The following is a 24045-nucleotide window of genomic DNA, read 5'->3' as shown; positions in this document are numbered from 1 at the left end:
ATGTATAGCATATATTCTGTTTCGAACAGACCTATAAGGTTTTAGAAACCTTATAGGTCTATAATAGATTTTTCATTTCGATGAAATTTAACAAACTCTTCTAATCCTCCAAACCAATCAAAAATTGCATTTCGTTCGAGTTTGGAACTTTTGTTGATTGTGATTATTGAATTGTAAGAAGAATAATCCCATTCCGATGGTAATTTACAAAAACCGTGATGCACAGGGTTTTGGTGAATATAATTTATTAATTTGCGAAAATAAGATTCATCATTAACTTCTTTTCTGCGAGTGAAATCTAAAAATAAAGTTCCTCTTCTATTGCATTGTTTATTGAATGCCTTCGCATAGCTGTTTAAAAAATTACTGAGTTGCTGCATAATGAATTTATGGAAATCAAATTCATCATTATCATTTTTCGCCAACAGCCTGATCACCTTTTCATTTCTAATTTGAATCAATAAATGAAAATGATTAGGCATTAAACAATAGCTAAATGTTTTAGCGATAGGGGATATATATTTACCATATCTGTTCAAGAAAAAAATAAAGTTATCATGTTTCCTAAACAGATTCTCTTCTCCTACAGCATGGTTATAAATATGGTAAAAATTGTCGGGATGAAATTTATCGAAATATTTCATGGCAATTTTTTTTTATAAAAAAAACAATCCTATAAGGTTTTAGAAAGCTTATAGGATTTAAAATTCACCTAATGATCAAACTCACCGGCATTTTTCGCAGATTCTTCTTCCGATACTACTTTCCTTACTTTCTTTTTATCTAGCCATAATACTAGTGCAGGCAATAAAGTTAAGTTGAAAATTAAGGCCACCAATAAGGTTATAGATAGGAGTAACCCCAATACTACTGTTCCGCCAAAAGTAGAAGCGGTGAATATTCCAAAGCCGAAGAAAAGAATTAAGGCAATGTGTGTCATACTTACACCTGTTTCGGTAATGGTATCTGTAATTACTTTTGGTATGCTAAAATTCGTCAGGTTTAGTTCCTGCTGGTAACGGGTAAGGAAATAAATCGTCTGATCGGATGCCAAACCAAAAGCGATGGTAAAAATTAAAATGGTAGAAGGCTTTAAGGAAATTCCAAAATAACCCATAATTCCAGCCGTAATAATGAGCGGAACAATGTTTGGCAACAGCGAAATGAACATGATGCCCAAACTTTTAAACTGCGCCAGTCTTAACAGAGAAATTAATATAATAGCAAGAGCAATACTCTCTACCAGGTGCCTCAACATATAATCCGTTCCTTTAGAAAAGATAATGCTCGATCCTGTGAGCTCCACATCGAATTTAGATGGAGGCAAAATACTATCGATACGTGGTTTTAATTCGGCCATAATGGCGTCTAAACGTTTAGAACCTACATCAGCCATTTGAAAACTAATCCTGGTACTCTGATTTCCTTTGCTGACAAAGTTGTTTAACAGATTGGCGTTTCCTTTACCGCCGTTGGCAATGTAAGCCAGAATAAAGTTCTTTTCCAGATTATCCGGCAAACGGAAAAAGGTAGAATCATTATTGTAAAATGCCTGAGTAGCGTATTTTAAGCCCATATTTACCGAAATAGACCGTGAGAACTCTGGGTAAGCTGAAATCATTTTTTCCAATTTTTCCATTCTTTTCAGGTTGGTTAAATTGAAAACGCCATTTTTCTTCTTGGTATCTACGCTTACTTCCAATGGTAAAATACCCTCAAAATTTTTCTCGAAAAACTTTAAATCGGTTAAGATCTCGGAGTTTTTGGGCAGGTCATCCACCACATAGCCGTTCACATTTATCTTCATCACGCCAATAAATGCAATAACGGAAATGATAATTGTTGCGATATAGATCAATCGGCTTTTATGCTGAACAAGTATATCTGTTTTCACTAATAATTGATGCAAAAAGCCTTCTTCAACATGATTTTGCGCTTTAAGCTTAGGTACTGGTAAATAGCTGAAAATAATCGGGATCAAACATAGGCACATTAACCAGGTAACCATTACATTAATAGAAGCCACGCTGCCAAATTGCATTAAAAGTTCGCTTCCGGTAAAATACAATACACCAAATCCGATGGCGGCAGTAATGTTCGCAATCAGTGTGGTAATGGCAATTCGCTCTATGGTGATGCTCAAAGCTTTTTGTTTATCGCCATGTTTTCTAAGTTCATTCTGATATTTATTCAACAGCAAGATACTGTTTGGAATACCGATAATTACAATCAGTGGTGGAATCAGTCCTGTTAAAATGGTCAATTCGAAGCCAAATAGTACCAATGTGCCAATACTCCAGATTACGCCCATTATAACCACTAAAATTGGGAAGAATACCGCATAGAATTTTTTGAAGAAAATCAATAGAATTAATGCCGAAACCAGGATGGATAAACCCAGGAACAATACAAATTCATTACTCACCAGTTTACTTACCGCAGTACGGATATAGGGTAGGCCTGAAATATGGACCTTAATTTTTGTAGCGGTTTGAAAGGCTTTGGCCTTTGCTTCAATCTCTTTTAAAATAGGATTACGTTCGGCAGTATTTAAGATTTTAGTGTCGAATGTGATGGCCATTAACGTCGCATTCCGGCGGTTGTAAACCAGTCCTTCGAAAAAAGGATTGCTATAAATTGTATTTCTGATGGAATCCATTTCTGCCTCAGTTTTAATCAGGCCGCCGGGCAGCGGTTTTAATACAAATTTTTGGTCAACGGTATCTTTTTCCAGCTTAAAAATTCTGCCTGATGATAGAACCTGCTTAATGCCTTTTAATTTCTGTATATCGTTTGAAAGCTGAATCCATTTGTTGTAAACTTCTTTTTTGAAAATATCAGGCGATTGTATGCCCACCACCATTACACTTCCATCCTCTCCGAAAGTTTTTTTAAAGGCATTGTATTTAATGAAGGCGCTATCGGTAACAGGAAGGATTTTGCTTCCTGTATATGAGAGTTTCACATTTTTGGCCTGGTAAGCCATGAAAATTGTTCCTAATACAAAAAATACAATGATTGCAATACGATTCTGAAGAATAAATCTCGATAGCTTAATCCACATGTGCAGCTTAGTTTATAATAATGTTAATGGCAAAACTAATCTTATTTGTAAAACGGGATTACTTTTAGCACAATTAAATTTGCACAAATAACATACTTTTGAAAAAATTGTTTTAAGCGGATGTTGCACAAAGTTAGGGGTATAGTTTTAAAGACTACAAATTACAGCGAAAGCAGTGTGGTGGTGCAAGTACTTACCGATAAATTTGGTATGCAGTCTTACCTAATCAATGGTGTTAAAAAACCAAAGGCGAAGATTAAGATGAACATGCTGCAATCGCTCCATTTGTTGGATATGGTGGTTTATCATAAAGTAAATACCAACATGCAAAGGATAGCTGAAGTGAGGCAAACACCCGTCTTTAAAAGTATTCCATATGATATGATCAAAACCAGTATCGTTATTTTTTTAAATGAGGTACTGTATAAAAGTATTAGGCAGCAATCGGCTGATGAAAGTTTATTCGATTATATTTTTAATTCAATTGCCTGGTTTGATGAAGTTGAGGAGATCAATCCAAACTTCCACCTTTCCTTTTTACTAAAACTTACCCGGTTTTTAGGGTTTTCTCCCAATGAGAAAAGAAGAAGTGATCAGATCTATTTCGATTTACAGGAAGGGGCGTTTACTTCCAGGCTGCCCATTCATTCCAATTACCTGCAATTGGGTGATGCAATTGGTTTTATTTCATTGTTCAATTCGCCGCTCGAGAAAATTTCCGAAATAAGATTAAGCAACATTCAGAGACGATTTTTATTAGATAAGATATTGGTTTTCTATACCTTACATACAGCATCGTTTGGTGTAGTGCAATCACATAAAATCCTCGAAACTTTGTTGGGTTGAAAAAAAAGAAAAAAAGATTTGCAGAACAGTTTTATAGCGCTATATTTGCATTCCCAAACGGAGAGTGGGATATTAAATTTGACAAAATATTAAAGGGAAATTAGCTCAGCTGGTTCAGAGCACCTCGTTTACACCGAGGGGGTCGGGGGTTCGAACCCCTCATTTCCCACCAAACCTTTCAAGTAATTGGGAGGTTTTTGTCAAACTTTGAAATATACCCAAATGGGAAATTAGCTCAGCTGGTTCAGAGCACCTCGTTTACACCGAGGGGGTCGGGGGTTCGAACCCCTCATTTCCCACCATTTAAAGCCTTTCAATTTATTGAGAGGCTTTTTTTTGTGCTTTCATTCTGAACGCAGTGAAGAATCTTCAAACTATAAGCTACCATTTAATGAATCATACCTTTTTAAGGATCGGCTTTTAAAGATTCTGTGCTTCGCTAATATTGACAGAGTCCCTAAAAAAAGCGTCATTGCGAGGAGAAACGACGAAGCCTGCCTGCTGCAGGCAGGCAATCTTTCACGCTAATGATCTTTGCTATAAAGATTGCCAGCCTGGTTGCCGGCAGGCTTCGTCGGCTGAAAAAGCCGTCTCGCAATGACGATCCTCGATTAAGTTTCTTTCGTAAAGATCCTTCGCCGCGCTACCAACGACAGATCCTATAGAGACAGATTTCTCGACTGCGTTGTACTCCGCTCAAAATGACGACTCGGGAGAGGCCTGTCAATCATATTGATTTTTATACAATAAATTATCCCTCAGGATGGCAAATATAAAAGGTAATTATTTAGGTTCCCATAACTCAATCTTATTACCCTCTGCGTCCATAATATGGATAAATTTTCCATAATCATAAGTGACAATTTCATCAAGTATCGTTACGCCATTCTCTCTTAATTTTTCTAATAGCGCTTCAAGGTTTTGAACCCTGTAGTTAATCATGAATTCCTTTTTCGAAGGAGAAAAATATTCATCACCTTTTTTAAATGGACTCCATTGAAGTGACTCTACTTCGTCCGGGTTATTGATATTCCGGGAATCAAAACTCACAGCACCCCATGCATTGATTTCGACCCCTAAATTTTTAGCATACCAATCTTTTGTTTCTTTCGGATTATCGGAAAAAAAGAAAATGCCGCCAATTCCCGTCACCTTTGGTGTAGTATCAGTTGTTGAAGTCGGTTTTTTTGTGTCTTCCATATTATTGTTAATCGAGATTTTATTAGTTACTTTTCTTTCTAACCCTAAGATAGCAGAAAATCAATTTTATCATTACCTTATTCAATAATATATCCGAAATTGCTGACGAAAACAGATTTAGATGCTCGGTAAAATAATCAGGTTTATTTTCTTTGGAAACTACTTTGTAGGGATTTTGGCAGTAGCACTTACGGTTGAAGCCACCCTTCAATTGAGGCTTCCATTTAATTCCGTCAATTATTACCTGTTGTTGTTTCTGGCACCCACCATTTATTATACCTATGCTTACAATAAAGTTTCTACTGCGCCATCTACTACCAATCCGCGTACTCAGTGGTATTTTAAGCATAAAACTTTTATCAACTGGAGCCAGGCTATGCTTTTTATTATTTGCATGCTGTTGACCATTAACTTGCTCTATCAGAACTCTCAGCATATTCTGGCCCTCCCGCTGACTTATTGGCTAGCCATAATTATTATCATTATTGCAGGAGGCTTATACTACGGCTTACTCCCTAAATCCTTCATTAAATTTAATCTCCGCAATACCGGGTGGTTTAAAGCTTTCGTTATCGGTTTTGTTTGGGCCTGTTGTGCCAATGTGCTGCCCTTAATTATGCTTAAAATTGAAACGGGAATAGGTTATCACGATTCGGTATTGTGGACCTGGTTATTTGTTAAAAACTGGATGTTTTGCACCGTAAACGCCATCATTTTCGATATTAAGGATTACCCTACAGACGCGAATAAACACCTGCGCACTTTCGTGGTACGTTACGGTTTACGAAGAACCATTTTTAATATATTGATTCCGCTTCTAATTATTGGGTTAATCTCACTAGGCATATTCGCCAGCTACAAAGGCTTCGGAATACCACAGGTTTTATTCAATGTGCTGCCATTTATTTTAACGATTTATATTGCTTACTCCATGCATAAAAGGAAAAATATCCTGTATTATTTGATGGTAATTGATGGACTGATTTTATTTAAGGCAATATGTGGGATAATAGGAATGCAGTTTGTTCAGTAAGCTGAAAGACTAAAGCTGAAAGGTTAAAGCGGAAAGACCAAGGCGTATTTACACCCGAAAAATTTATCTTGATACTTGATCCTCACTACTTGATACAACTATAAAAATGAACAACAACTACGATAAAATAGCCAATCATTATGATACCTTAAGCCGTTTGGTATTTTTTAAATCGCAGGTTAATGCTCAGGTTAATCAACTTCAATATATTCCAAAAAATAGCGCAGTCTTAATTGTTGGCGGCGGAACAGGGTGGATTTTAGAGGAAATCGCTAAAATGTATCCAGATGGTTTAAAAATTGTTTATGTAGAGATTTCAGCCAAAATGTTGGCAATTTCTCAAAAGCGAGATTGCAAAAACAACCAGGTCGAATTTGTGAGTCTGGGTATAGAGGATTTCAGAACGCACATTTTATTTGACGTAATTTTAACCCCATTCCTTTTCGATAATTTCGCTGAAAAACGTGCTGCAAAAGTGTTTGAACAATTAAATGGTTATTTAAAGAGAGATGGACTTTGGTTTATTGTTGATTTTTCGCTCGATAAAGGTGATGGAAAGTGGTGGAAATGGCTACTGCTTAACTCGATGTATAGCTTTTTTAAATTACTTGGAATTGTAGAGGCCAATCAACTAATTAACATGCACCCTTATTTTTTAAATTTTGATTACCAGATTGTAGAACAACGTTTTTATTATCGTGATTTTATAAAAGCAGTTATTTATAAAAAAAATAAAATGACATTCATTTAATGCATCTATGTTGCATTTGTTTTTTGAATGCTGATCTTTGCTTAAAAGATAGGATATGGATTTTGATGTAATTATAATTGGCGGCAGCTATGCAGGTTTGTCGGCCGCACTAACCCTTGGCCGTTCAACCCGCAATGTTTTAATAATTGATTCTGGCAAACCTTGCAACCGGCAGACGCCGCATTCACATAATTTTTTAACACATGATGGCGATCGCCCTGCTGATATTGCGAGAGCAGCAAGAGAAGAGGTATTAAAATATTCAACCATCAGGTTTTTGGAAGGAAAAGCCATTTCGGCCGAACGGGTAGATGGCGGTTTTAGTGTTATTGTCGAAAATGTAGGCAATTTTACGGCCAGGAAAATCTTATTGTCCACAGGTTTAAAAGATGTGCTGCCCGATATTAAAGGATTGGCAGCCTGTTGGGCCATTTCTGCTATACACTGTCCTTATTGCCATGGCTATGAAGTAAAAAATGAAAAAATTGGTCTGTTAATGAATGGTGAGCATGCTTTCGATATGGCTAAAAATCTTTACCTCTGGAATAAGGATTTAGTCCTTTTAACCAATGGTAAATCACAATTGAATGCAGAGCAAACCGAAAAACTGAAGGTTAAATCGATTACTATTTTAGAAGAGGAAATTGTTGAACTGGAACACCAAAACGGTCAGCTGGAAAATGTTGTTTTCAAAAACGGAGAAAGATTAAGCTTAAAGGCAATTTATGTTAAACCGGATGTTGAACAGCAGGTCAATTTTAACGAGCAACTCGGATTTGAATTAACAGATTTGAAAACAATAAAGGTTAATGAGCAGCAGCAAACCACTGCAAATGGCGTTTATGCCGCAGGAGATTGCGCAACCTTATTCAGGTCGTTGTCTATAATTACAGCCGCTGGAACCATGGCCGCGGTGATGATTAATAAAGATTTAATTTTAGAAGATTTTTGATCCACCATCAGGAATTAGAATAGGATCGCACCAATAATAGTGACAATAAACATCACTGCCATCACAATTCTATCTGCAGTAATCCATTGATCTCTGGTAAGCGGTTTTGCAACTTCTTTTACGGTTTCAGCTTTATGCCTGGAAATCCTGAAAATCGATGTGTCTAATTTAATAATCATGGGATGATGTTTTTAATAGGTCGATTTTATTAGGACAAATCCCAAGCCAATATCTCAGAGAGATGTTAAAATGTGGAAAACTAATAATTTTTCTTAATTAATTGATATTTATACGGTTGTAACTACAGTAGTTATTAAATAAAAAGCAATTGGGTTGTACGGAATATCCAACAGCCCGATTGCTCATTGTGTATAGCAAAGTGTTTTATTACAGGTCTTTGTCCGGTTTTTCTACATTATTCAGTTTACTGTGCTGTTTGCCATAACCAAAGTAAATGGCTAAGCCGATAATCAACCAAATAGCAAGTCTTAACCAAGTCTCCCAGGGTAAAAATACCATCATGGCGATGCAGGTTAAAATGCCCAAAATTGGAATTAATGGCACCAACGGAACCTTAAATGGGCGTTTGGCTTCCGGATTTGTTTTTCTTAAGATCAGGATGCCTACACAAACCATCAAAAACGCCAGTAAGGTGCCGATACTGGTCATTTCACCGACCACATTCATCGGTACAAATGCAGCAAAGAGGCCGATAAATAGACAAAGTATAATATTTGATTTATAAGGCGTTTTAAATTTTGCATGCACATCAGAAAACATCTTTGGCAATAATCCATCTTTACTGATGGAGTAAAACATCCGGGATTGTGCCATTAAATCGATCAGGATTACGGAGGTATAGCCGATGAGAATGGCCAGAATAATAGCCTGACTTAACCAGGCATAAGGTGTTTTTTCAATGGCTATCGCTACAGGCGCACCACTATCGGCAAATTCTTTATAATTGGCCAAGCCTGTCATTACATGGCCGAACAATCCAAACAAAACCGTACAAACAACTAATGAGCCGATAATACCGATCGGTAAATCCCTTGCCGGGTTTTTGGTTTCCTGTGCGGAGGCGGCAACGGCATCGAAACCTATAAATACAAAAAACACTAAACCTGCGCCTCGTAATACACCACTCCATCCAAACTGACCAAATGTCCCGGTATTTTCGGGGATATAAGGATGATAATTTGCCGGATCGATGTATTGCCAGCCTAAAGCGATAAAAACCAACACTACACCCACTTTAAGAAATACGATAATCCCATTTACAATTGCAGAGCCTTTTGTGCCGCGAATTAATATGGCCGTCATCAATACCACCACCAATGCCGCGGGGATGTTGATGATGCCACGAACAACAGAACCGTCTGCCAGTTTAGCGGTTTCAAAAGGGGATAGGGTTAGCTGTGGGGGAAGATAAATGTGTAAGCTAGCTAAAAACCTGGTTAAATACTGCGACCAGCTGATGGCTACAGTAGCACAACCCACAGAGTATTCCAATACCAGATCCCAGCCAATAATCCACGCAAAAAGTTCGCCCATAGTGGCATAAGAATAGGTATAGGCACTACCTGCCACCGGAATCATAGATGCAAATTCAGCATAACATAAAGCTGCGAAACCACAACCCAATGCTGCAATTACAAAAGATAGGGTAACTGCCGGCCCGGAGTGATTGGCTGCTGCCAAACCAGTAATGGAAAATAAACCTGCGCCAAGCGTTAAGCCTACGCCAATTAAAATCAGGTTTATTGGACCTAAAGTTCTTTTAAGCGTTCCTTCGCCGCTTTCGTTTGCTTCAGCAACAATGCTGGCAATAGATTTCTTCATGAAAATAAGTTAAGAAGCAGCAAAATTATTAAAATATATTAAATCTATCGTATTTATATGCTTAATTCCTGTAAACCTAAAATCAGATATGTACTGGCTAACTTTAGAAAACAAAATTCAGTTTTTGAAAATGTACGTGCTGTTTTTCATAGGTACTGTAGTCCCGCCATCGCTTGCAGTCCTCGTTACGCTTTGCTTCACTGTGGGCTACCCACTCTGTCGGGTTTATTTACAAGGGGCTGTTCCAACAACCATAAATAGCAATACCAAGCCTCTCCACCTAAACCTGATAGAACCCAATAGCTCCCGATTTTTGGGGCAGCCAACTTAAGAAGTTCAACAGGTAGGTGCAGCGCAACTTCGTAAGTTTAGCACAGGCCCAATCGGGACTATAGGTGATAGCAGGACTGCAGAAACCGATGTATCACCCGACCTTGCTTTTCTAAAAAACTGGCTGAAATTTCTATTATTTACTTAATTATTTCAAAACACAAAATTTTAATTTAAAATTATATATATGATAATCAGTTGTTTATAATTTCATTCTAAATTATTTTAGTACTATGTATTGCATGGTAGTTTATAAAACATATATCTTTGTAATATGATAGCAGAAAATACGCAAACACAAATGCGGAAGGGAATTCTGGAATACTGTGTTTTATCAATCATATCACGGGGCGAAATATATGCTTCGGATATTATTGCCGAATTAAGATCGGCAAAGCTGTTGGTGGTTGAGGGCACATTATATCCATTATTAACCAGGCTTAAAAACAACGGTTTATTAAGCTATAACTGGGTAGAATCTACCTCAGGCCCACCGCGTAAATATTATACCTTAACCGAAGATGGTCGGGGCATTTTATCACAATTAGATCAAACCTGGCAGGAGCTGGCTTATGCTGTAGGTATTTCACAAAAAGGAGCCAATTCATAATTAGTAAAAACAGAAATGGAAAAGACCATCATCATCAATATAGGAAACACGATTATTCACATTGAAGAAAGTGCTTACGAGCTCTTAAAAGCTTACTTGAACGAAGTAAAACAATATTTTGCCAACCATGCTGATGACCTCGAAATTGTAACTGACATTGAAAACCGGATTGCAGAGCTGTTGACTGAGCAATTGGAAGAACAGAAAAAACAAGTTGTGGATTCGGCCAACGTCAATTTAGTAATTGCACAAATGGGCAGGGTTCAGGATTTTGACAATACAGCGGAAGGCGAGGAAGAACCTATAATCGATAACCACTATCAATATCAATACACAGAGAAAAAACTCTACCGCGATATGGACGACCGCGTGGTTGCCGGTGTTTGTTCGGGTATTGCACACTTTGTAAATGCGGATCCGAAATGGATCAGGTTAGCTACCTTATTAATCAGTTTAGCTGGTGGATTCGGCATATTGGTATATGCACTACTGTGGATCATCATGCCAAAAGCGAAGTCTCGTGTGGAGAAAATGGAAATGAAAGGCGAGCCGGCCAATCTTCAGGGATTTCAGAAAAACCTGGATGAAGAATTACAGGCTGTTAAAGAACGTTTAACTGAAGTAAATAAACACGCACAGCCTTTATTTGCGCGCTTTGGCATTTTTATCGGAGAGTTTTTCGAATGGCTTGGCCGTTTTATATCAGGGACCGGAAAGGTTATTTTTAAGGTAATTGCTGGTCTAATTGTTGTATCCGGTGTATTGTTTTTACTGGCATTAATTATTGGCACAGCGGCATTTCAGGGGTTTTGGGATGCAAGCATTTATGAATATTTTCCATTCTCCATTGTGAATGAAAGCAATAGAGGCATCATTTTGTTAGGCGCATTCATCGTATGTTTTGTGCCAATTTTAGCTTTAGTATTATTCTCCATCCGGGTTGCTTTTAACAAACAGGCGATAAATAAAACACTTTCTTTTGCACTGTTAATTATATGGTTGGCGGGTGTGGCCGTAACGGGTTATCAGGCAGCTAAAATATCATCAGAATTTAAACAGCATGCGGAGTTAACACAAACAACGGACCTGAAATCTTTTCCTACTTATACGCTAAACATCGATAAAAGCAAATATTTCAGTAAAGAGGATAGCGTAGCTTACCACATTGATGCGAGCAACCGCCACCAGATTGTAGTTGATGACCTGGAAGACGGACCATTTATTTCGCCCAACCGGATCCGTATTGACATTAACAAAAGCGAAAACGGTATTACCCGTTTAACACAGAAATATGAATCGCAGGGTAAAACCTTTCAAAGCGCCTTGCAAAATGCACAGAATATCAGCTACAATTATGTAATGAAAGATTCGGAGCTGATTTTTAGTCCGAGGTTCCAATTAAGAAAGGGAAGCATTTGGAGAAACCAGGAAGTACGGTTAACTCTTGAAATCCCCGTGGGAACCAAACTAATTTTAAAGCAGGATATTTATCGCTATGTGAACAACTACTGGACCTGGGAATGTAGCGACAGCGAAAATGACCACAATGATTACAGTGTTTGGGTGATGACCGAGGATGGGCTGAAATGCGTTGCGAAATTAAAAGAAGAAGCATTAAAAAGGCAAAAGCTAAAAGGGGAATTATACGATTTAGAATCGTTACAAAAGAATAAAACTGATGATGTGATTTATCAGGATTCCGTTTCAAACAGGATTAGGGAGGTTAAAGAAGAGTTGGGGATAGCGCCATAATAATATTTCGTCATTTCGAGCGGAGTGTAGCGCAGCCGAGAAATCTATCGGGATAGATCTCTCCATTTCACTACGTTCCAGTCGAGATGACGTAAAATTTAAAAAGAAGAAACCATGAAAACATTATTTACGCTAATTGCATGCCTAATGGTGTGTGGGGCTTCTTTTGCCCAAAAATTAAATAAACTTAACGGAAAAATTGTGGATGAAAAAACTGCTCCGGTATCGTTTGCGATTGTTCGTGTACTGAATTATCCCGATAGCACTGTGGTTAAAAGTGTATCGACTAATATAGACGGTGAGTTTAGTGTCGACCAGTTAAAAAGTGGCGATTATGTTCTCTCCATATCTATAGTAGGTTTTAAAAGCAAAAAGACGGATCGCTTTTCAATCAACGGGGATTTAAAATTACCTGCTATTGGTATAGAAAGTTTAACCAAACAGTTAAAAGAAGTAAGCGTTCAGGGCAAGAAACCATTTATTGAACACCAGATTGATAAAACGGTACTAAATGTTGAAAATAGCATTACAGCAACAGGTAGCACTGCACTCGAAATTTTAGAAAAAGCCCCCGGTGTACAAGTCGATAGGAGGAGCGAACAGGTTTTGTTAAATAATAAATCGGGTGTGACGGTGATGATCGATGGGAAGAACAATTTTTTATCGGCAGCCGACTTAACTACCTATTTAAATAACTTAAGCAGCAGTCAGATTGCAACCATTGAAATTATTACCAACCCATCAGCAAAATATGACGCGGCAGGTAATTCAGGAATCATTAACATCAAGCTAAAGAAGAATAAGGCATTTGGTACCAACGGGAATGTGTCGTCAACTTATCGCAATGCGATAAGGGCTAATTTACCCACCAATATTTACGGATCGGAGCTGAACTTTAATTTAAACCACCGTGTAGAAAAGTGGAACTTTTTCACCAACGCAAATGCATCAAAAAACAACAATTTTACCAATTTATTTTTAGATCGAACCACCAATGCAAATGGTTTGCAGAGTGTGTTTAATCAAGATTTTCAAAAAATATTTACCGGATCGCGCCTGGCTGCAAAATTGGGTGCAGATTATTTTGTGAGTGAAAAAACGACCATTGGGGTGATGTTTGATGGCAGTAGCAGTACGCGTAAACTGGATAATTTCTCTCAAACCTTTATTAACGAAACTCAGGCTGGCACAGTTAACAAAAATTCGTTGATCCAATATTCTGATGCCAATACACCAAACAAAAATTACAGCGCAAATTTTAACATCAAACACGATTTCAAAATGGAGGGGGCGAGTTTAAATTTCGATGCAGATTTCTCTGGTTTTGATTATTCAGGTCTGGAAAATTTTAACACTAATTTTTTTAATGAAAAAGGAGTAGTTTACAACAATACCATTTTTAAAAACGACAGTAAAACAGCAATTGATATTTATGCTGCAAAAACGGATTTTACCTGGCCAATATCAAAAACGACCAAGCTGGAAGCGGGCCTGAAAAGCGCTTATGTTAAAACCAATAACGATTTTCTTTCATCAGCGCTGATTAATAATGAATGGCAGAATATTGTAGGGCAGAGCAATAACTTTATCTACAAAGAAAATGTAAATGCAGCTTATGCCAATTTAGCTAAAGATTGGGGTAAATGGCAGCTTCAGGCTGGTTTGCGGGCAGAGTATACACAATCTACTGGAACATCGGTAACGAATAATACCGAGGTGAAGCAGCATTATTTATCGTTGTTCCCAACGGTTTTTGTCAGTCAGAAAATTTCGGAGAGCAGTAATTTACGCTATTCCTATGGTAGGCGTATAGATCGGCCAAATTATCAACAGCTTAATCCTTTTAATTTTTATATGGATCCTTATACCATCCAACAGGGTAATCCATATTTGAAACCACAGTTTACCAATAATTTTGAAATAAGTTATAACTATAAAAGTGGATTATCATTTTCTTTGAGTTACTCAAAAACGAAAGATCTCATTTTAGACAGTAAAACCGCGCAGAACGATAGCACCAGGATTGTTACCGTTGGACAAGGCAATATTGGGAGCGGGCAATATTATACTGCTGGCTTATATTTTCCGCTAAATATTACCAAATGGTGGAGCCTGCAAAACAACTTCAATCTTTTTTATAATAAATTTAAAGACGATAACCTGGAAGGCGCTCCTTTTATGTTAAGTAAAGTGATGTACAACTTTAACATCAGCAGTTCTATAACCTTGCCTCATAACTGGACTTTAGCAACTAATTTTTGGTTAAATTCTCCGCGGGTTCGCGGCATAGAGCGCACCATAATTTATCAAAAGGCCTTAAATATGGGCGTGCAAAAAAGCTTCCTAAACAAAACTTTAAAACTTAGATTAAATGTTGATGATGTATTCCAAAGCAACTATTGGAAAGGAACGCTCGATTATCAGAATGTGAATTTAAGGGTGCAGAACAATTACATCAGCAGAAGAGCTACTTTTAGTGTGAGTTATAGCTTTGGTAATCAGAATTTAAAATCGAACCAAAACCGTAGAACAGCTGCGGATGATGTTAAGAACAGAGCAGGGGGGTAGATGAGTTTTTTAGTCCGGTGTCCGGAAAGTCAGAGGTCAGAAGTCTGGGTGGTAAAGCCCCATTTAACCAATTTAAACAATTAACCAGTTAACCAATAACCATGAAAAATATCTTTTACAGTATCGCAATTTTATTTACCGCTTTAAGTTTTGGGTGCCATAATGGTGAAGGCCATTTATCGGTAAGCACAATAGACAATCAGTATGACTTTAAATTTGAGGCAAATTATGCCGATAGTAAGACGGATAAACTAGAGAAATACCTTGATAGTGCATTAAGCAACGAACTCCCATTGGATCAGCATATCGATCTCTTAGTGAATTTAAATGGCACTGATAAATTTAACCTTAAAGCCAAAAAGGGCTGGCTTGAAATCAACTTCGATAAAAGGAATAGTACAGCCGCAGGTTATATGAAATTGAAAAAACTTACTGAAGGGATTAAAGATGAATTAATGAAATAACCTTTTTTAACCGCAAAGGACGCAGAGATAAGGCGCAGAGGGCGCAAAGTTTCACTGTCTTAAAATCCATTACCATTGACAGAATCTACGAGTGTGGTTGTCATTCTCGCGCATGCGGGAATCTTAAAGCGCTTGAATTACGATTATTCATAAGTTTTTTGTTGTTTTAAAGGTATTCATGAGCACTACGTGGTTCCCAATCAAGTTGGGAATGACGATCTATCAAGGGATATTAACTAATATAATTTATCTGTTAATTACATTAATTTATGCCATAAATTATTCTCAGACAGAAGATTTATGACGAAAATCTGCGTGTATCAGTGTGATCAGCGGGATAATGTTTTCTTGATATTGTCCCGCAGATTTAAGGTGATGGGCGCAGAACTAAAGCGGTCGGCATTCTCGCGCAGGTGGGATTTACTTGCTTCGTGTTTTATTATATATAAATGTGTACGAATAGAAAAAACAATTATCTATTTTTATATAATTTAATTTTCCGCCCGTCGGGATTAATGATTATTGCAATAAAACCGAATGCTGTTTGGGTTGGCTCTTGAACAAAATTAGCTTGTGATTTATTTAATTCATACATCACTTGATCAAAATTTTCAATACCAAAACCTAACCTTAAGTTCTTGTCTGCTTCAATTTGGTTTTTCGCTAATGGATAAATTTCAAGAATAGTTGCCCCAATTGAAGCCGAATAATGATATGGAGAGTTTCCATGTTTGTGATATTCAAATTTAAATCCCAGTAAACTATAAAAGTCAGCTAGAAGTTTATATCTCCAGTTCGTAGTACAAGTAATCTAATATCCATATTTTGAAACTAAAAACTAAAAGTGTTTTACACATAATCTATTCAAAGCGTTGTGTTTTCCTTAATAAATTTAATATCCGGGCTTTCTGAAGTTATGCCAATCTCAAATTCATAAGGTTTATGGTCTATCTCGATAATTAATTTTCTTTGATTGGAGTGTAATTTTACGTTGCTCCCAATTTCTTTAATTATTCCCTCCCATAGTAAAGTATAAATTTCAGCCCGACCATTCTTTATCGAATAGGGGAAGTATCGATCCTTTAAATCGGGATTGAAAGATGCAACATTACTTTTTACATTATCAATTGAGATTATTGCGAAACAATGATTTCGGGATACCTTTACAGATTTTAAGGTGCCTTTAAATTCAATATTGTTCTTTAGTAGCTTATCATTTTCAGTTTTTCGGCCTCTACCTGTTTTATACCACATAAAGATAAGTAATAGCCAAAAGATAAAAAGGACAAAAACAATTTTTGGGTGCTTCATAATGGGGGAAACCTTACATATCAAGTTAATTTGCGTGTCTAATACATCAGTAAATCACAAAAGACTCATCTATTAATTCCCCATTCAAGGAGAAAACCAATCTGTAATAGCCTATTTTATTACCGTCTTTATCAATTTGGCTTTTGAAAGTAATCGCATCTTCGTCAAGTAGTTCAAAATCAAGGTTTTCAGTTTCTATTAAAATATTCTTGTTGCCAATGTCTAAATCTTCACAGGTATTTTGATTCAATAATGATTTAAAAGATTGAATGAAAATTTGATGGATGTTGTGGGCTACGATAAATTTTTTTATATATAAATCGTTTAACATATCAGTTATGACCATTACAAGTTGATAATTTTATTTTTAATCCACTAAATCTCATAGCTATATTAACAGTTGCATTAAATTATACAATTATTTAACAACAATGCTATCGTTCCATTTTTCTTTACGACCATCATTTAGTGAAATTATAGTGGCAGATAGATGAACGATATGTTTGTTAGGTTCGTAGCTAACTTTTATCTCATTTGGATAGGCAATTACATCGTAATATTCCTTTTGGATTATTTGGTATTCGAAAACAGGTAACCATTCAACAGTTTTATAAATTTCTACACGTGTGCCCCTGTAATCGGAAATGGCATTACCGATGGAATGTTCCCTATAAATAATACCATTGCTCAATTTTTTTTCTGCATCGGATTCGAAATCTGCGACAATAAATCCTACGCCCAAAATACCAAGTGTGCCCGAAAGATAACCTATTCCAAAAGTGCTTATCATTAAAAAGGTGCCGATAATTTTTAGGAATTTATTCGGCTGAAATTGCGACCACCACAATATAAGTGACAGGCTTAGGTAGAAACCCGAAACTAATAACCAGTTTAGAGGTACCGATATAGTTGAAACTTTAAAAAGTAAAGCCAGAGTGGTTAAAACAGTTAATGCAATTGAAATGCTGATCAGCCATTTCCTTGTTTTTGGTTTCCTTTTAGTTAATGCAAAAAAGATTAAGCTTAAAATAGGATAGGCCCAAAGCGCTGTTAAGGTAATAGAAAATGGATTCATGGAGCGTTAAGGTTGATTGAGTTATGGTATCATTCCAACGATGATAAGCGTTAGGCATACCTTGTTTTCTTTAGTCATTTATTAAACCAATCATTTCGCTAATTCTTCTCTCAGCTTCCTGTTTAGGAATTCCTCCATAATAATCCTGAACAAATTGATGCTCAAAATCCTCATGTGGAATAATTAATGGACGATTATTGCCTCGCTGGGTGTAAACTGTTGTAGGAATACTCAATGTGTCTTGGTAGCCTGGTATGTTGTTGCATAGCCAACCGAAATAACTTACTTCGTGGTTTTCGTTGTTGAAATTTTGCTTGTAATCTTCGAAATTCTTTTCACTTAACGATACCCACAAACCGTATTGCAGGTCTTCACAATGATCGTTAACAGGTTGGTATAAGGTGCAGCGGATAAATCTGTCAATATCTTCGCCATACTCTATCGTGCAAAAATCTGAGCTTAAAGTTGCAATAGCTTCTTTATCCTGATCATTTAGTTCATTATAATGCAAAGGAGAATTGAAAGCCAGTGCGGGCCAATCATTATGTATTTCACCACAGGTATGGCATATATAAGTGGAGAGCTGACTCATTAACACATCAATTTAAATTGACTGAAAGATATGCATTATGCGTAACAGTACAAAGCAGTAGATATAGATTATGAAATGATTTTAGAGTTTGATGAGGTCGATTTATAGGAGAATTGATCTAGAAATGAACGCTTTGGCTCTCGAACCCAACTTCATCAGACTGGTTTATTAAGTCACAAAAAACGCCCATACATTTCTGCATGAGCGCTAGTTGTTGTTTATTATTTTTTAGTGTTTAGCATCAGCTGGCGCATTGGTAGTCGAATCGGCTACAGCATCATTACTTGTGCTATCAATCACCTTATTGGTATCTGTGTATTTATACATACTATCTGCATTTTCCTGATCGGCTTTTTTACCACTACATGCTGACAATGCTAAACCAAATGCCGCCACTAAGATTATTATTTTCGTTTTCATATCAAATGTTATTGGTACACTTATATAATCCATTTTAAAAGGCAATTGTTTTGGTAATTGTAGAATTAGTCGGGAGTCGGGTGACCGAGGTCGGAAGTCTGGATGCATATTCCAAAAAATACGTCATTGCGAACTGAAGGGTAGGGCAGTTGTGGTGGCGTGAAGCAATCTTTTATTTCAGTCAGGAGTTGAATGACAGAGGTCGGAAGATTGGGTGCATTTTTTTACCACAAAGGTCACGGAGAAATGGCACAGAGAACACGGAGCCATACGAGTGCGAATAGGTTAGTCTGAAAGGGTACGTCATTGCGAACCGAAGGGCAGGGCAGTTGTGGTGGCGTGAAGTAATCTTTTTTCTAGTCAGGAGTCGGGTGGCCGAGGTTAGAAGTTTGGGCGCATTTTTTTTAACCGCAAAGGTAACGGAGAAAGGGAGTGCAAAGGACGCAAAGTTGGATTGATCTATAAGCTCCATTCTTTCGTCATTCTCGCGCATGCGGGAATCTTAATGGTGTTGCGTTTTATCGCCAAGAGTACGAGGAAATCAGTCTGAAAGATTTCGTCATTGCGAACCGAAGGGTGTGGGCTTGAGGTGGGGTGAAAGAATCTTTTCGAGAAATTTGGGTATCTAAATTTTAGATAAAGCACAAGTCAGGCCATCGCACCGGCCCCGGACGCTAAGACTTGCGCTAGTATGGGATGGGTCACTATGGAATAACACAAAAGATCGAGTTATGAACGAACAGCTCAACTAAAGTCCAAAGAACAAATCGGTATCTGGTTTTCTGTAGCTATTTGTTATGCATGCATTATAAATCTGTACCTTTGCCGCGTTTATCAGTTATAAGCAGTCATTAACATTAATATGGGCAAAAACGGCATCGGCTCCAGCATTTCGTATTTCTTTTTAGGCGAGTACTTTTCTGACGCCCTGCGGACCACCATTACCGTGGTATTACCCATTATTTTATTCTTTTACCTGGGCAATTTGGAGGCCGCAAAAGGAATAGGGGTGGGTGCTTTGCTGATCAGTTTAACCGATTTGCCCGATAATCGTTTGAATAAACTGAAAACTGCGCTGTGGAGTATCCTGGTCTTTTTCGCGACTACGCTGGTGGTTTCATCCGTTTTGGATCATGTCTACCTAACTGCCGTTGTGGTTATTATCGCCGCTTTCAGCTTTTCGATGTTTGCGGTTTACGGGCAGAAACTCTCGCTAATCGGTACTATGGCGCTCATTGTATGTACTTTTGTGATGGGGCTTCACCCTGCCAATCCACTTTATTTTAGCAGTTATATGTTGGTAGGAGGGGTTTGGTATTATATGATCAGTTTAATCCAAACCTTGCTGCGGCCTTACCGCTCGCTGCACCATGCCATTTTCGAATGCCTGATGAGCAGCGCGGTGTTTTTAAATGCCAAAGCCAGGAATTATGACGTAGCTATTCCGCTCGATCTGCAACAAAAAGAAGCCATTAAGCTGCACATTAAGGTGAATCAGAAACATGAGCTGATCCGCAATCTGTTGCTTACCGATAAGTATGCCATGAATCCCGACAACCCCAAAGGTCAGTTGTTGCTAGAGCGCGCCAGGTTACTGATTGATTTATATGAGCAGTTAAATGCGGTACATTACGATTATGCTTTGGTACGCAAAACTTTGGCTACCTGCCCAAGCTTAACACTGATTGCCAGTTTGATTAGATTATTAGCCAAAGAGCTGGAGCAATTGGGCAGGCACGTGCGCTCGGCAAAGGCTTATAAAGGCGAGGTAGCCACCAACATCGAATACCAGCAGCAACGTGTGTTATTATTGCAGGAAATGGAACGTTTAAACGAAACGCAACGTAAAATTGTGCTGAAAGTGCTTTCGAACATGAACGACATTGTGCGGATTATCGAAATGATCAGGGGCAACGAGCGCGTGCCAGAAAAGGAGCAGCAAGAGTTAAGCGGTACCATCGCGTACCCGCTGTTTATTACCGGCGATCGCTTTTCAATTAAAGAGCATCTGACTTTAAAATCGCCCATCTTCAGGTTTTCGCTGCGCCTGGCCATTTGTTTTCTTTTCGGTTTCTTGCTCATCTGGCAGTTGGAACCCAGCAAATACAGTTACTGGCTTTTTTTAACGCTGGTTATCGTCGCAAGGCCTAAATTCTCCATCACCTGGAAAAGGAATTTACAGCGTTTAAAGGGCAGCATGGGGGGCGTTGTTATCGGGCTGATTATGGTGTACTTTGTGAAGAGTCCGGCGGTGCTGTTGTCTTTTTCTGTGGTTTTTTTATTGGGTTTTTATGCTTTTAACCGCTTAAATTATACCATTAGTGTGCTATTTATCACCCCAGCGGTGATTTTAACGCTGGGTAGTTATCAGGGCCATTTCGATCATATTGTGCACGATCGGATTATATTTACGTTGTTGGGCTGTGTAATTGCTATTTTTGCCACCTATTTGTTCCCGGTCTGGGATAGTCAGCAGTTAAAGGCAAAAATGGTAGAGGCAGCTAAAGCCAGTATGAATTACCTGCAGGTGGCCATTCAAAATCGCACCGATAGGGATGAGAACCAATCGCGCATGGCACGAAAAAATGCCAATTTAAGTTTATCTGCATTGAGCGAAGCGATTGATTCTGCCAGTCAGGAGCCCGTGCGGAAACACATCGATTTTAACGGGCTTTACGATGTGCAGGCTATTATCTATCGGATAAATGCCATTATCACTTCTATATACCTTTCTATTAACCATAAAGCAGAGCAGGCCGATCCAATGTTGGTTGCACAAATTGTAGGTAACCTGAGTAATGAAGTGCTATTAAAAAACGATGCAGTAGGTATTGATGCCATGGATGTAAATGATGATGATCATTCTACCAGGCAGAAACTAGCCTACATTACAGCTTTATCTTTTGATTTTAAACGGTTAAGTGCTGGTTTTTGGGGCTGAGTTTGATAGTTGTTAGTCTAAAGAATAATTTTTTAATAAAAATCAATCTGGGTGATGCCACACAGCACAGCCTTGCCTCGGTTCTCCGCCACCGAAGGGCTCTTACTTTTGGCTTGGCCCAAAAGTAACAAAAGTCCAAGGCTTGCATCCTTTCTTGTAAAAACCTACGGAAATCTATATTGCGGCAGCATCGAGGCTGCTAGCCCTTGCGTAGTCCACCGCTCTCGCTTTGATCCTGCCTTGGGTTGTGGGGTAATGATAAAGGGGTGCAAAGATTTACGTGCTTTTTCCTGCGAAAATCTGCCAGGCCGGAGGCAGGGAGCAGATAGTAAAGAGCGTATTGCAAGTTGCGGTTCTGTTATTTATATTGGTTTCCCGACGTTGAGTCCTATAGAGTGGAAACATCTTTAAGAATAGTTTAGGCGTTTTGCTAACCAACTTTAATAAAGCACGGATTTTAGCTAAGGATGTTGTCAATCCCAGGAGCCAGGGAAATCAAAAAAACAGTTGCAGTTCAGGTAAACTTGCACTAACAAACCTTAAACGCAGTGGTTTTGTGTTCATAACGATGATTTAATTTTATAAAAAAAATGTTGAACACAAAACGAAGTGCCGCTGTTTTTTTGATGCCCATGGGATTGTGCAAAAGGCTCATTGCTGGATTGACGAGGCGCTTTGGGTACTTTGGCGCTCCAAAGTACCATGCCACCGCGGCATAGAGCGGAAGAAAAATATCATTATTTGAGGGTGTCCTCATATAAGGTAGAAAATCGGGATTCCGGGCTTTCCATTTCAATCAGGTTTATTCACAAAGTTTAGTGCTCGCCTAAAGAATACATATAATTTTTTGTCAGTCTTAGCGGAGTTGTAGACCGTGCCAACTGTTAATTTTCAAAATGTATTTACGCGCAAAAGATCCTTCGACTACGTCAAGGATGACAAAATCCTATAGAAGGATCGTCATCTCGACTGTAGCGCAGCGGAATGCGCGCCTGTGCGGACAGGCCTGCCCGTACAGGCGGGGAGAGATCTTTGCACCTGGTTATTGAAATCTAGTTTAAAAGATTTCTCGACTACACTGCGTTTCGCTCGAAATGACGATGCTACCAGATAGATTTAGCCATTTCCTCCGTGTTCTTGCTTCCCTAGCAATCACATCGTAAACCAACGGTAATAAAATTGTTTGATTTAAGCACCGCCAATAGTATATCGCTATATTGTGAGCCTTAATCTTTATTCGTATGAAAAAATTATTTCTAAGCTTCTTTTTGATTGCTTTTTTAACCATAACCGCTTTTGCCCAAAAGAAACCCAACTTCTGGGATGATGTACAGGTGATTAGAAAGTACGATCAAATGTATAAACCGCCTGTAAACCCGGTACTTTTTGTGGGGAGTTCATCTATCCGCAAATGGGACGATTGTACACAGGTTTTTGCGAAATACAATGCCTTAAACAGGGGTATCGGCGGTGCAGTAATTAATGATATTACCTATTATTTAAATGATGTTGTTTTTCCTTACCACCCCAAACAAATTGTACTTTATGTGGGTGAGAACGACCTGCCAAATGATAAGGTAACACCAGATACCGTGCTGAATCGTACCATTAATTTATACAAAGCCATCAGGGCCAAATTGCCAACCGTGCCTATTGTGTACATTTCGATTAAACCAAGCCCAAGCAGGGATAAGTATAAAGAGAAAGCAGTAGCCTCTAACGCATTGATTAAAAAGTTCCTTGCCGGAGAGGCCAATACAACCTTCGTCAATATTTATCCTTTAATGTTAACGAAAGATGGAAAATTAAGGCCTGAACTTTTTGTGGAAGATATGTTGCACATGAATGCTAAAGGTTATGCCATCTGGAGGAAAGCTGTGGAACCACATTTGTTGAAGTAGATTTTAGTCGGAAGTCCGGTGTCGGAGGTCCGAAGACTAAATTTGAATACCAATATGAAATTCTGTCATTTCGACCGGAGTGCAACGAAGTGCCTGCCCGTATAGGCGGGGAGAAATCTATGTTAAGTATATTGAGATTAAAATTCATTTGCAATAGGGCGATCAAGGTATATTGGAGTGAGGCTGTATCAAAAACATTTATGATTGCTCACTAATCAAATTATATTTTGATACGTCGTCATTCCCAATTTAATTGGGAATCTTAATGCTATTGCAAAGCGCTTTAAGATTCCCGCCTGCGCGAGAATGACGAAAAACAAAATAAAATTTTGGGCTTAAATACTAGATGTTACTTTTGAGACAGCCTCATTTATGCACGCGTTAGAAACGCGC

20 protein-coding genes and 2 tRNA genes are annotated in these 24045 nt (G+C 38.1%); 12 read left to right on the top strand and 10 right to left on the bottom strand.

Going from position 1 to position 24045, the window contains the following annotated elements; all coding sequences use genetic code 11:
• Positions 1–50: 50 nt before the first annotated feature.
• Positions 51–644 (bottom strand): hypothetical protein, encoded by a 594-nt coding sequence (locus tag PGN18_RS01015; protein WP_335317486.1) that lies wholly within the window; start codon positions 642–644, stop codon positions 51–53.
• A 68-nt stretch (positions 645–712) separates the two neighbouring features.
• Positions 713–2986, bottom strand: a complete 2274-nt coding sequence (locus PGN18_RS01010; protein ID WP_335317485.1) for an efflux RND transporter permease subunit — start codon at positions 2984–2986, stop codon at positions 713–715.
• Between the two features lie 198 nt (positions 2987–3184).
• Here PGN18_RS01010 and recO point away from each other — a divergent pair, with 198 nt between their 5' ends.
• From recO to PGN18_RS00995, 3 genes are all read left to right on the top strand, one after another.
• Positions 3185–3910, top strand: coding sequence for a DNA repair protein RecO (gene recO / locus PGN18_RS01005; protein ID WP_335317483.1), 726 nt, complete (start codon positions 3185–3187; stop codon positions 3908–3910).
• Between the two features lie 94 nt (positions 3911–4004).
• Positions 4005–4082: transfer RNA gene (locus PGN18_RS01000), tRNA-Val, on the top strand.
• Positions 4083–4134: 52 nt separating this feature from the next.
• A tRNA-Val gene (locus PGN18_RS00995) sits at positions 4135–4212 on the top strand.
• Between the two features lie 481 nt (positions 4213–4693).
• On the opposite strand, the gene PGN18_RS00990 is transcribed toward PGN18_RS00995, so the two are convergent.
• Complete coding sequence (locus tag PGN18_RS00990; protein WP_335317482.1) at positions 4694–5110, bottom strand: VOC family protein; 417 nt, start codon at positions 5108–5110, stop codon at positions 4694–4696.
• A gap of 121 nt (positions 5111–5231) precedes the next feature.
• Here PGN18_RS00990 and PGN18_RS00985 point away from each other — a divergent pair, with 121 nt between their 5' ends.
• The 3 genes from PGN18_RS00985 (at position 5232) to PGN18_RS00975 (ending at position 7846) form a co-directional block, all read left to right on the top strand.
• Positions 5232–6143 carry a hypothetical protein gene (locus tag PGN18_RS00985; RefSeq protein WP_335317481.1) on the top strand — a complete coding sequence of 304 codons (912 nt, stop codon included), beginning with the start codon at positions 5232–5234 and terminating at the stop codon, positions 6141–6143.
• Positions 6144–6249: 106 nt separating this feature from the next.
• Entirely contained in the window at positions 6250–6894 is a 645-nt protein-coding gene (locus tag PGN18_RS00980; protein WP_335317480.1) for a class I SAM-dependent methyltransferase, read from the top strand.
• 55 nt (positions 6895–6949) lie between these two features.
• Positions 6950–7846 carry an NAD(P)/FAD-dependent oxidoreductase gene (locus tag PGN18_RS00975; protein ID WP_335317479.1) on the top strand — a complete coding sequence of 299 codons (897 nt, stop codon included), beginning with the start codon at positions 6950–6952 and terminating at the stop codon, positions 7844–7846.
• Positions 7847–7860: 14 nt separating this feature from the next.
• Here the strand turns inward: PGN18_RS00975 and PGN18_RS00970 are convergent, their stop codons facing one another.
• Together PGN18_RS00970 and PGN18_RS00965 are read right to left on the bottom strand one after the other, a co-directional pair.
• Complete coding sequence (locus tag PGN18_RS00970) at positions 7861–8025, bottom strand: hypothetical protein (RefSeq protein ID WP_335317477.1); 165 nt, start codon at positions 8023–8025, stop codon at positions 7861–7863.
• A 208-nt stretch (positions 8026–8233) separates the two neighbouring features.
• Entirely contained in the window at positions 8234–9688 is a 1455-nt protein-coding gene (locus PGN18_RS00965) for an amino acid permease (RefSeq protein ID WP_335317476.1), read from the bottom strand.
• A 604-nt stretch (positions 9689–10292) separates the two neighbouring features.
• Between PGN18_RS00965 and PGN18_RS00960 the strand changes: the two genes are divergently transcribed.
• From PGN18_RS00960 to PGN18_RS00945, 4 genes are all read left to right on the top strand, one after another.
• Positions 10293–10628: a PadR family transcriptional regulator gene (locus tag PGN18_RS00960; RefSeq protein ID WP_025145298.1), complete on the top strand. Its 336-nt coding sequence runs from the start codon at positions 10293–10295 to the stop codon at positions 10626–10628.
• A gap of 15 nt (positions 10629–10643) precedes the next feature.
• Positions 10644–12380: a PspC domain-containing protein gene (locus tag PGN18_RS00955; protein WP_335317475.1), complete on the top strand. Its 1737-nt coding sequence runs from the start codon at positions 10644–10646 to the stop codon at positions 12378–12380.
• Between the two features lie 114 nt (positions 12381–12494).
• A complete protein-coding gene (locus PGN18_RS00950; RefSeq protein WP_335317474.1) occupies positions 12495–14948 on the top strand; it encodes an outer membrane beta-barrel family protein in 2454 nt (817 codons plus the stop codon).
• Between the two features lie 101 nt (positions 14949–15049).
• Positions 15050–15412 carry a hypothetical protein gene (locus PGN18_RS00945; RefSeq protein ID WP_335317473.1) on the top strand — a complete coding sequence of 121 codons (363 nt, stop codon included), beginning with the start codon at positions 15050–15052 and terminating at the stop codon, positions 15410–15412.
• Between the two features lie 864 nt (positions 15413–16276).
• Here PGN18_RS00945 and PGN18_RS00940 read toward each other — a convergent pair.
• From PGN18_RS00940 to PGN18_RS00920, 5 genes are all read right to left on the bottom strand, one after another.
• Positions 16277–16666: a hypothetical protein gene (locus PGN18_RS00940; protein WP_335317472.1), complete on the bottom strand. Its 390-nt coding sequence runs from the start codon at positions 16664–16666 to the stop codon at positions 16277–16279.
• 103 nt (positions 16667–16769) lie between these two features.
• On the bottom strand, positions 16770–17054 hold the full coding sequence (locus PGN18_RS00935; RefSeq protein ID WP_335317471.1) for a hypothetical protein: 285 nt from the start codon (positions 17052–17054) through the stop codon (positions 16770–16772).
• An 87-nt stretch (positions 17055–17141) separates the two neighbouring features.
• A complete protein-coding gene (locus tag PGN18_RS00930; protein WP_335317469.1) occupies positions 17142–17798 on the bottom strand; it encodes a hypothetical protein in 657 nt (218 codons plus the stop codon).
• A 70-nt stretch (positions 17799–17868) separates the two neighbouring features.
• The gene (locus PGN18_RS00925; RefSeq protein WP_335317468.1) at positions 17869–18390 is read right to left on the bottom strand and encodes a DUF2199 domain-containing protein; all 522 of its coding nucleotides are present in this window, start codon (positions 18388–18390) and stop codon (positions 17869–17871) included.
• 228 nt (positions 18391–18618) lie between these two features.
• Positions 18619–18810: a hypothetical protein gene (locus PGN18_RS00920; protein ID WP_335317467.1), complete on the bottom strand. Its 192-nt coding sequence runs from the start codon at positions 18808–18810 to the stop codon at positions 18619–18621.
• Between the two features lie 862 nt (positions 18811–19672).
• Between PGN18_RS00920 and PGN18_RS00915 the strand changes: the two genes are divergently transcribed.
• Together PGN18_RS00915 and PGN18_RS00910 are read left to right on the top strand one after the other, a co-directional pair.
• A complete protein-coding gene (locus PGN18_RS00915; protein ID WP_335317466.1) occupies positions 19673–21751 on the top strand; it encodes an FUSC family protein in 2079 nt (692 codons plus the stop codon).
• 1241 nt (positions 21752–22992) lie between these two features.
• Complete coding sequence (locus PGN18_RS00910; protein ID WP_335317465.1) at positions 22993–23652, top strand: GDSL-type esterase/lipase family protein; 660 nt, start codon at positions 22993–22995, stop codon at positions 23650–23652.
• Positions 23653–24045: the final 393 nt, after the last annotated feature.

The sequence above is a fragment of the Pedobacter terrae genome (assembly GCF_036946585.1).
GTDB lineage: Bacteria > Bacteroidota > Bacteroidia > Sphingobacteriales > Sphingobacteriaceae > Pedobacter > Pedobacter terrae_C.
The sequence above is the reverse complement of the archived record's forward strand: the minus strand, read 5'-3'. Positions and strand labels throughout refer to the sequence as shown.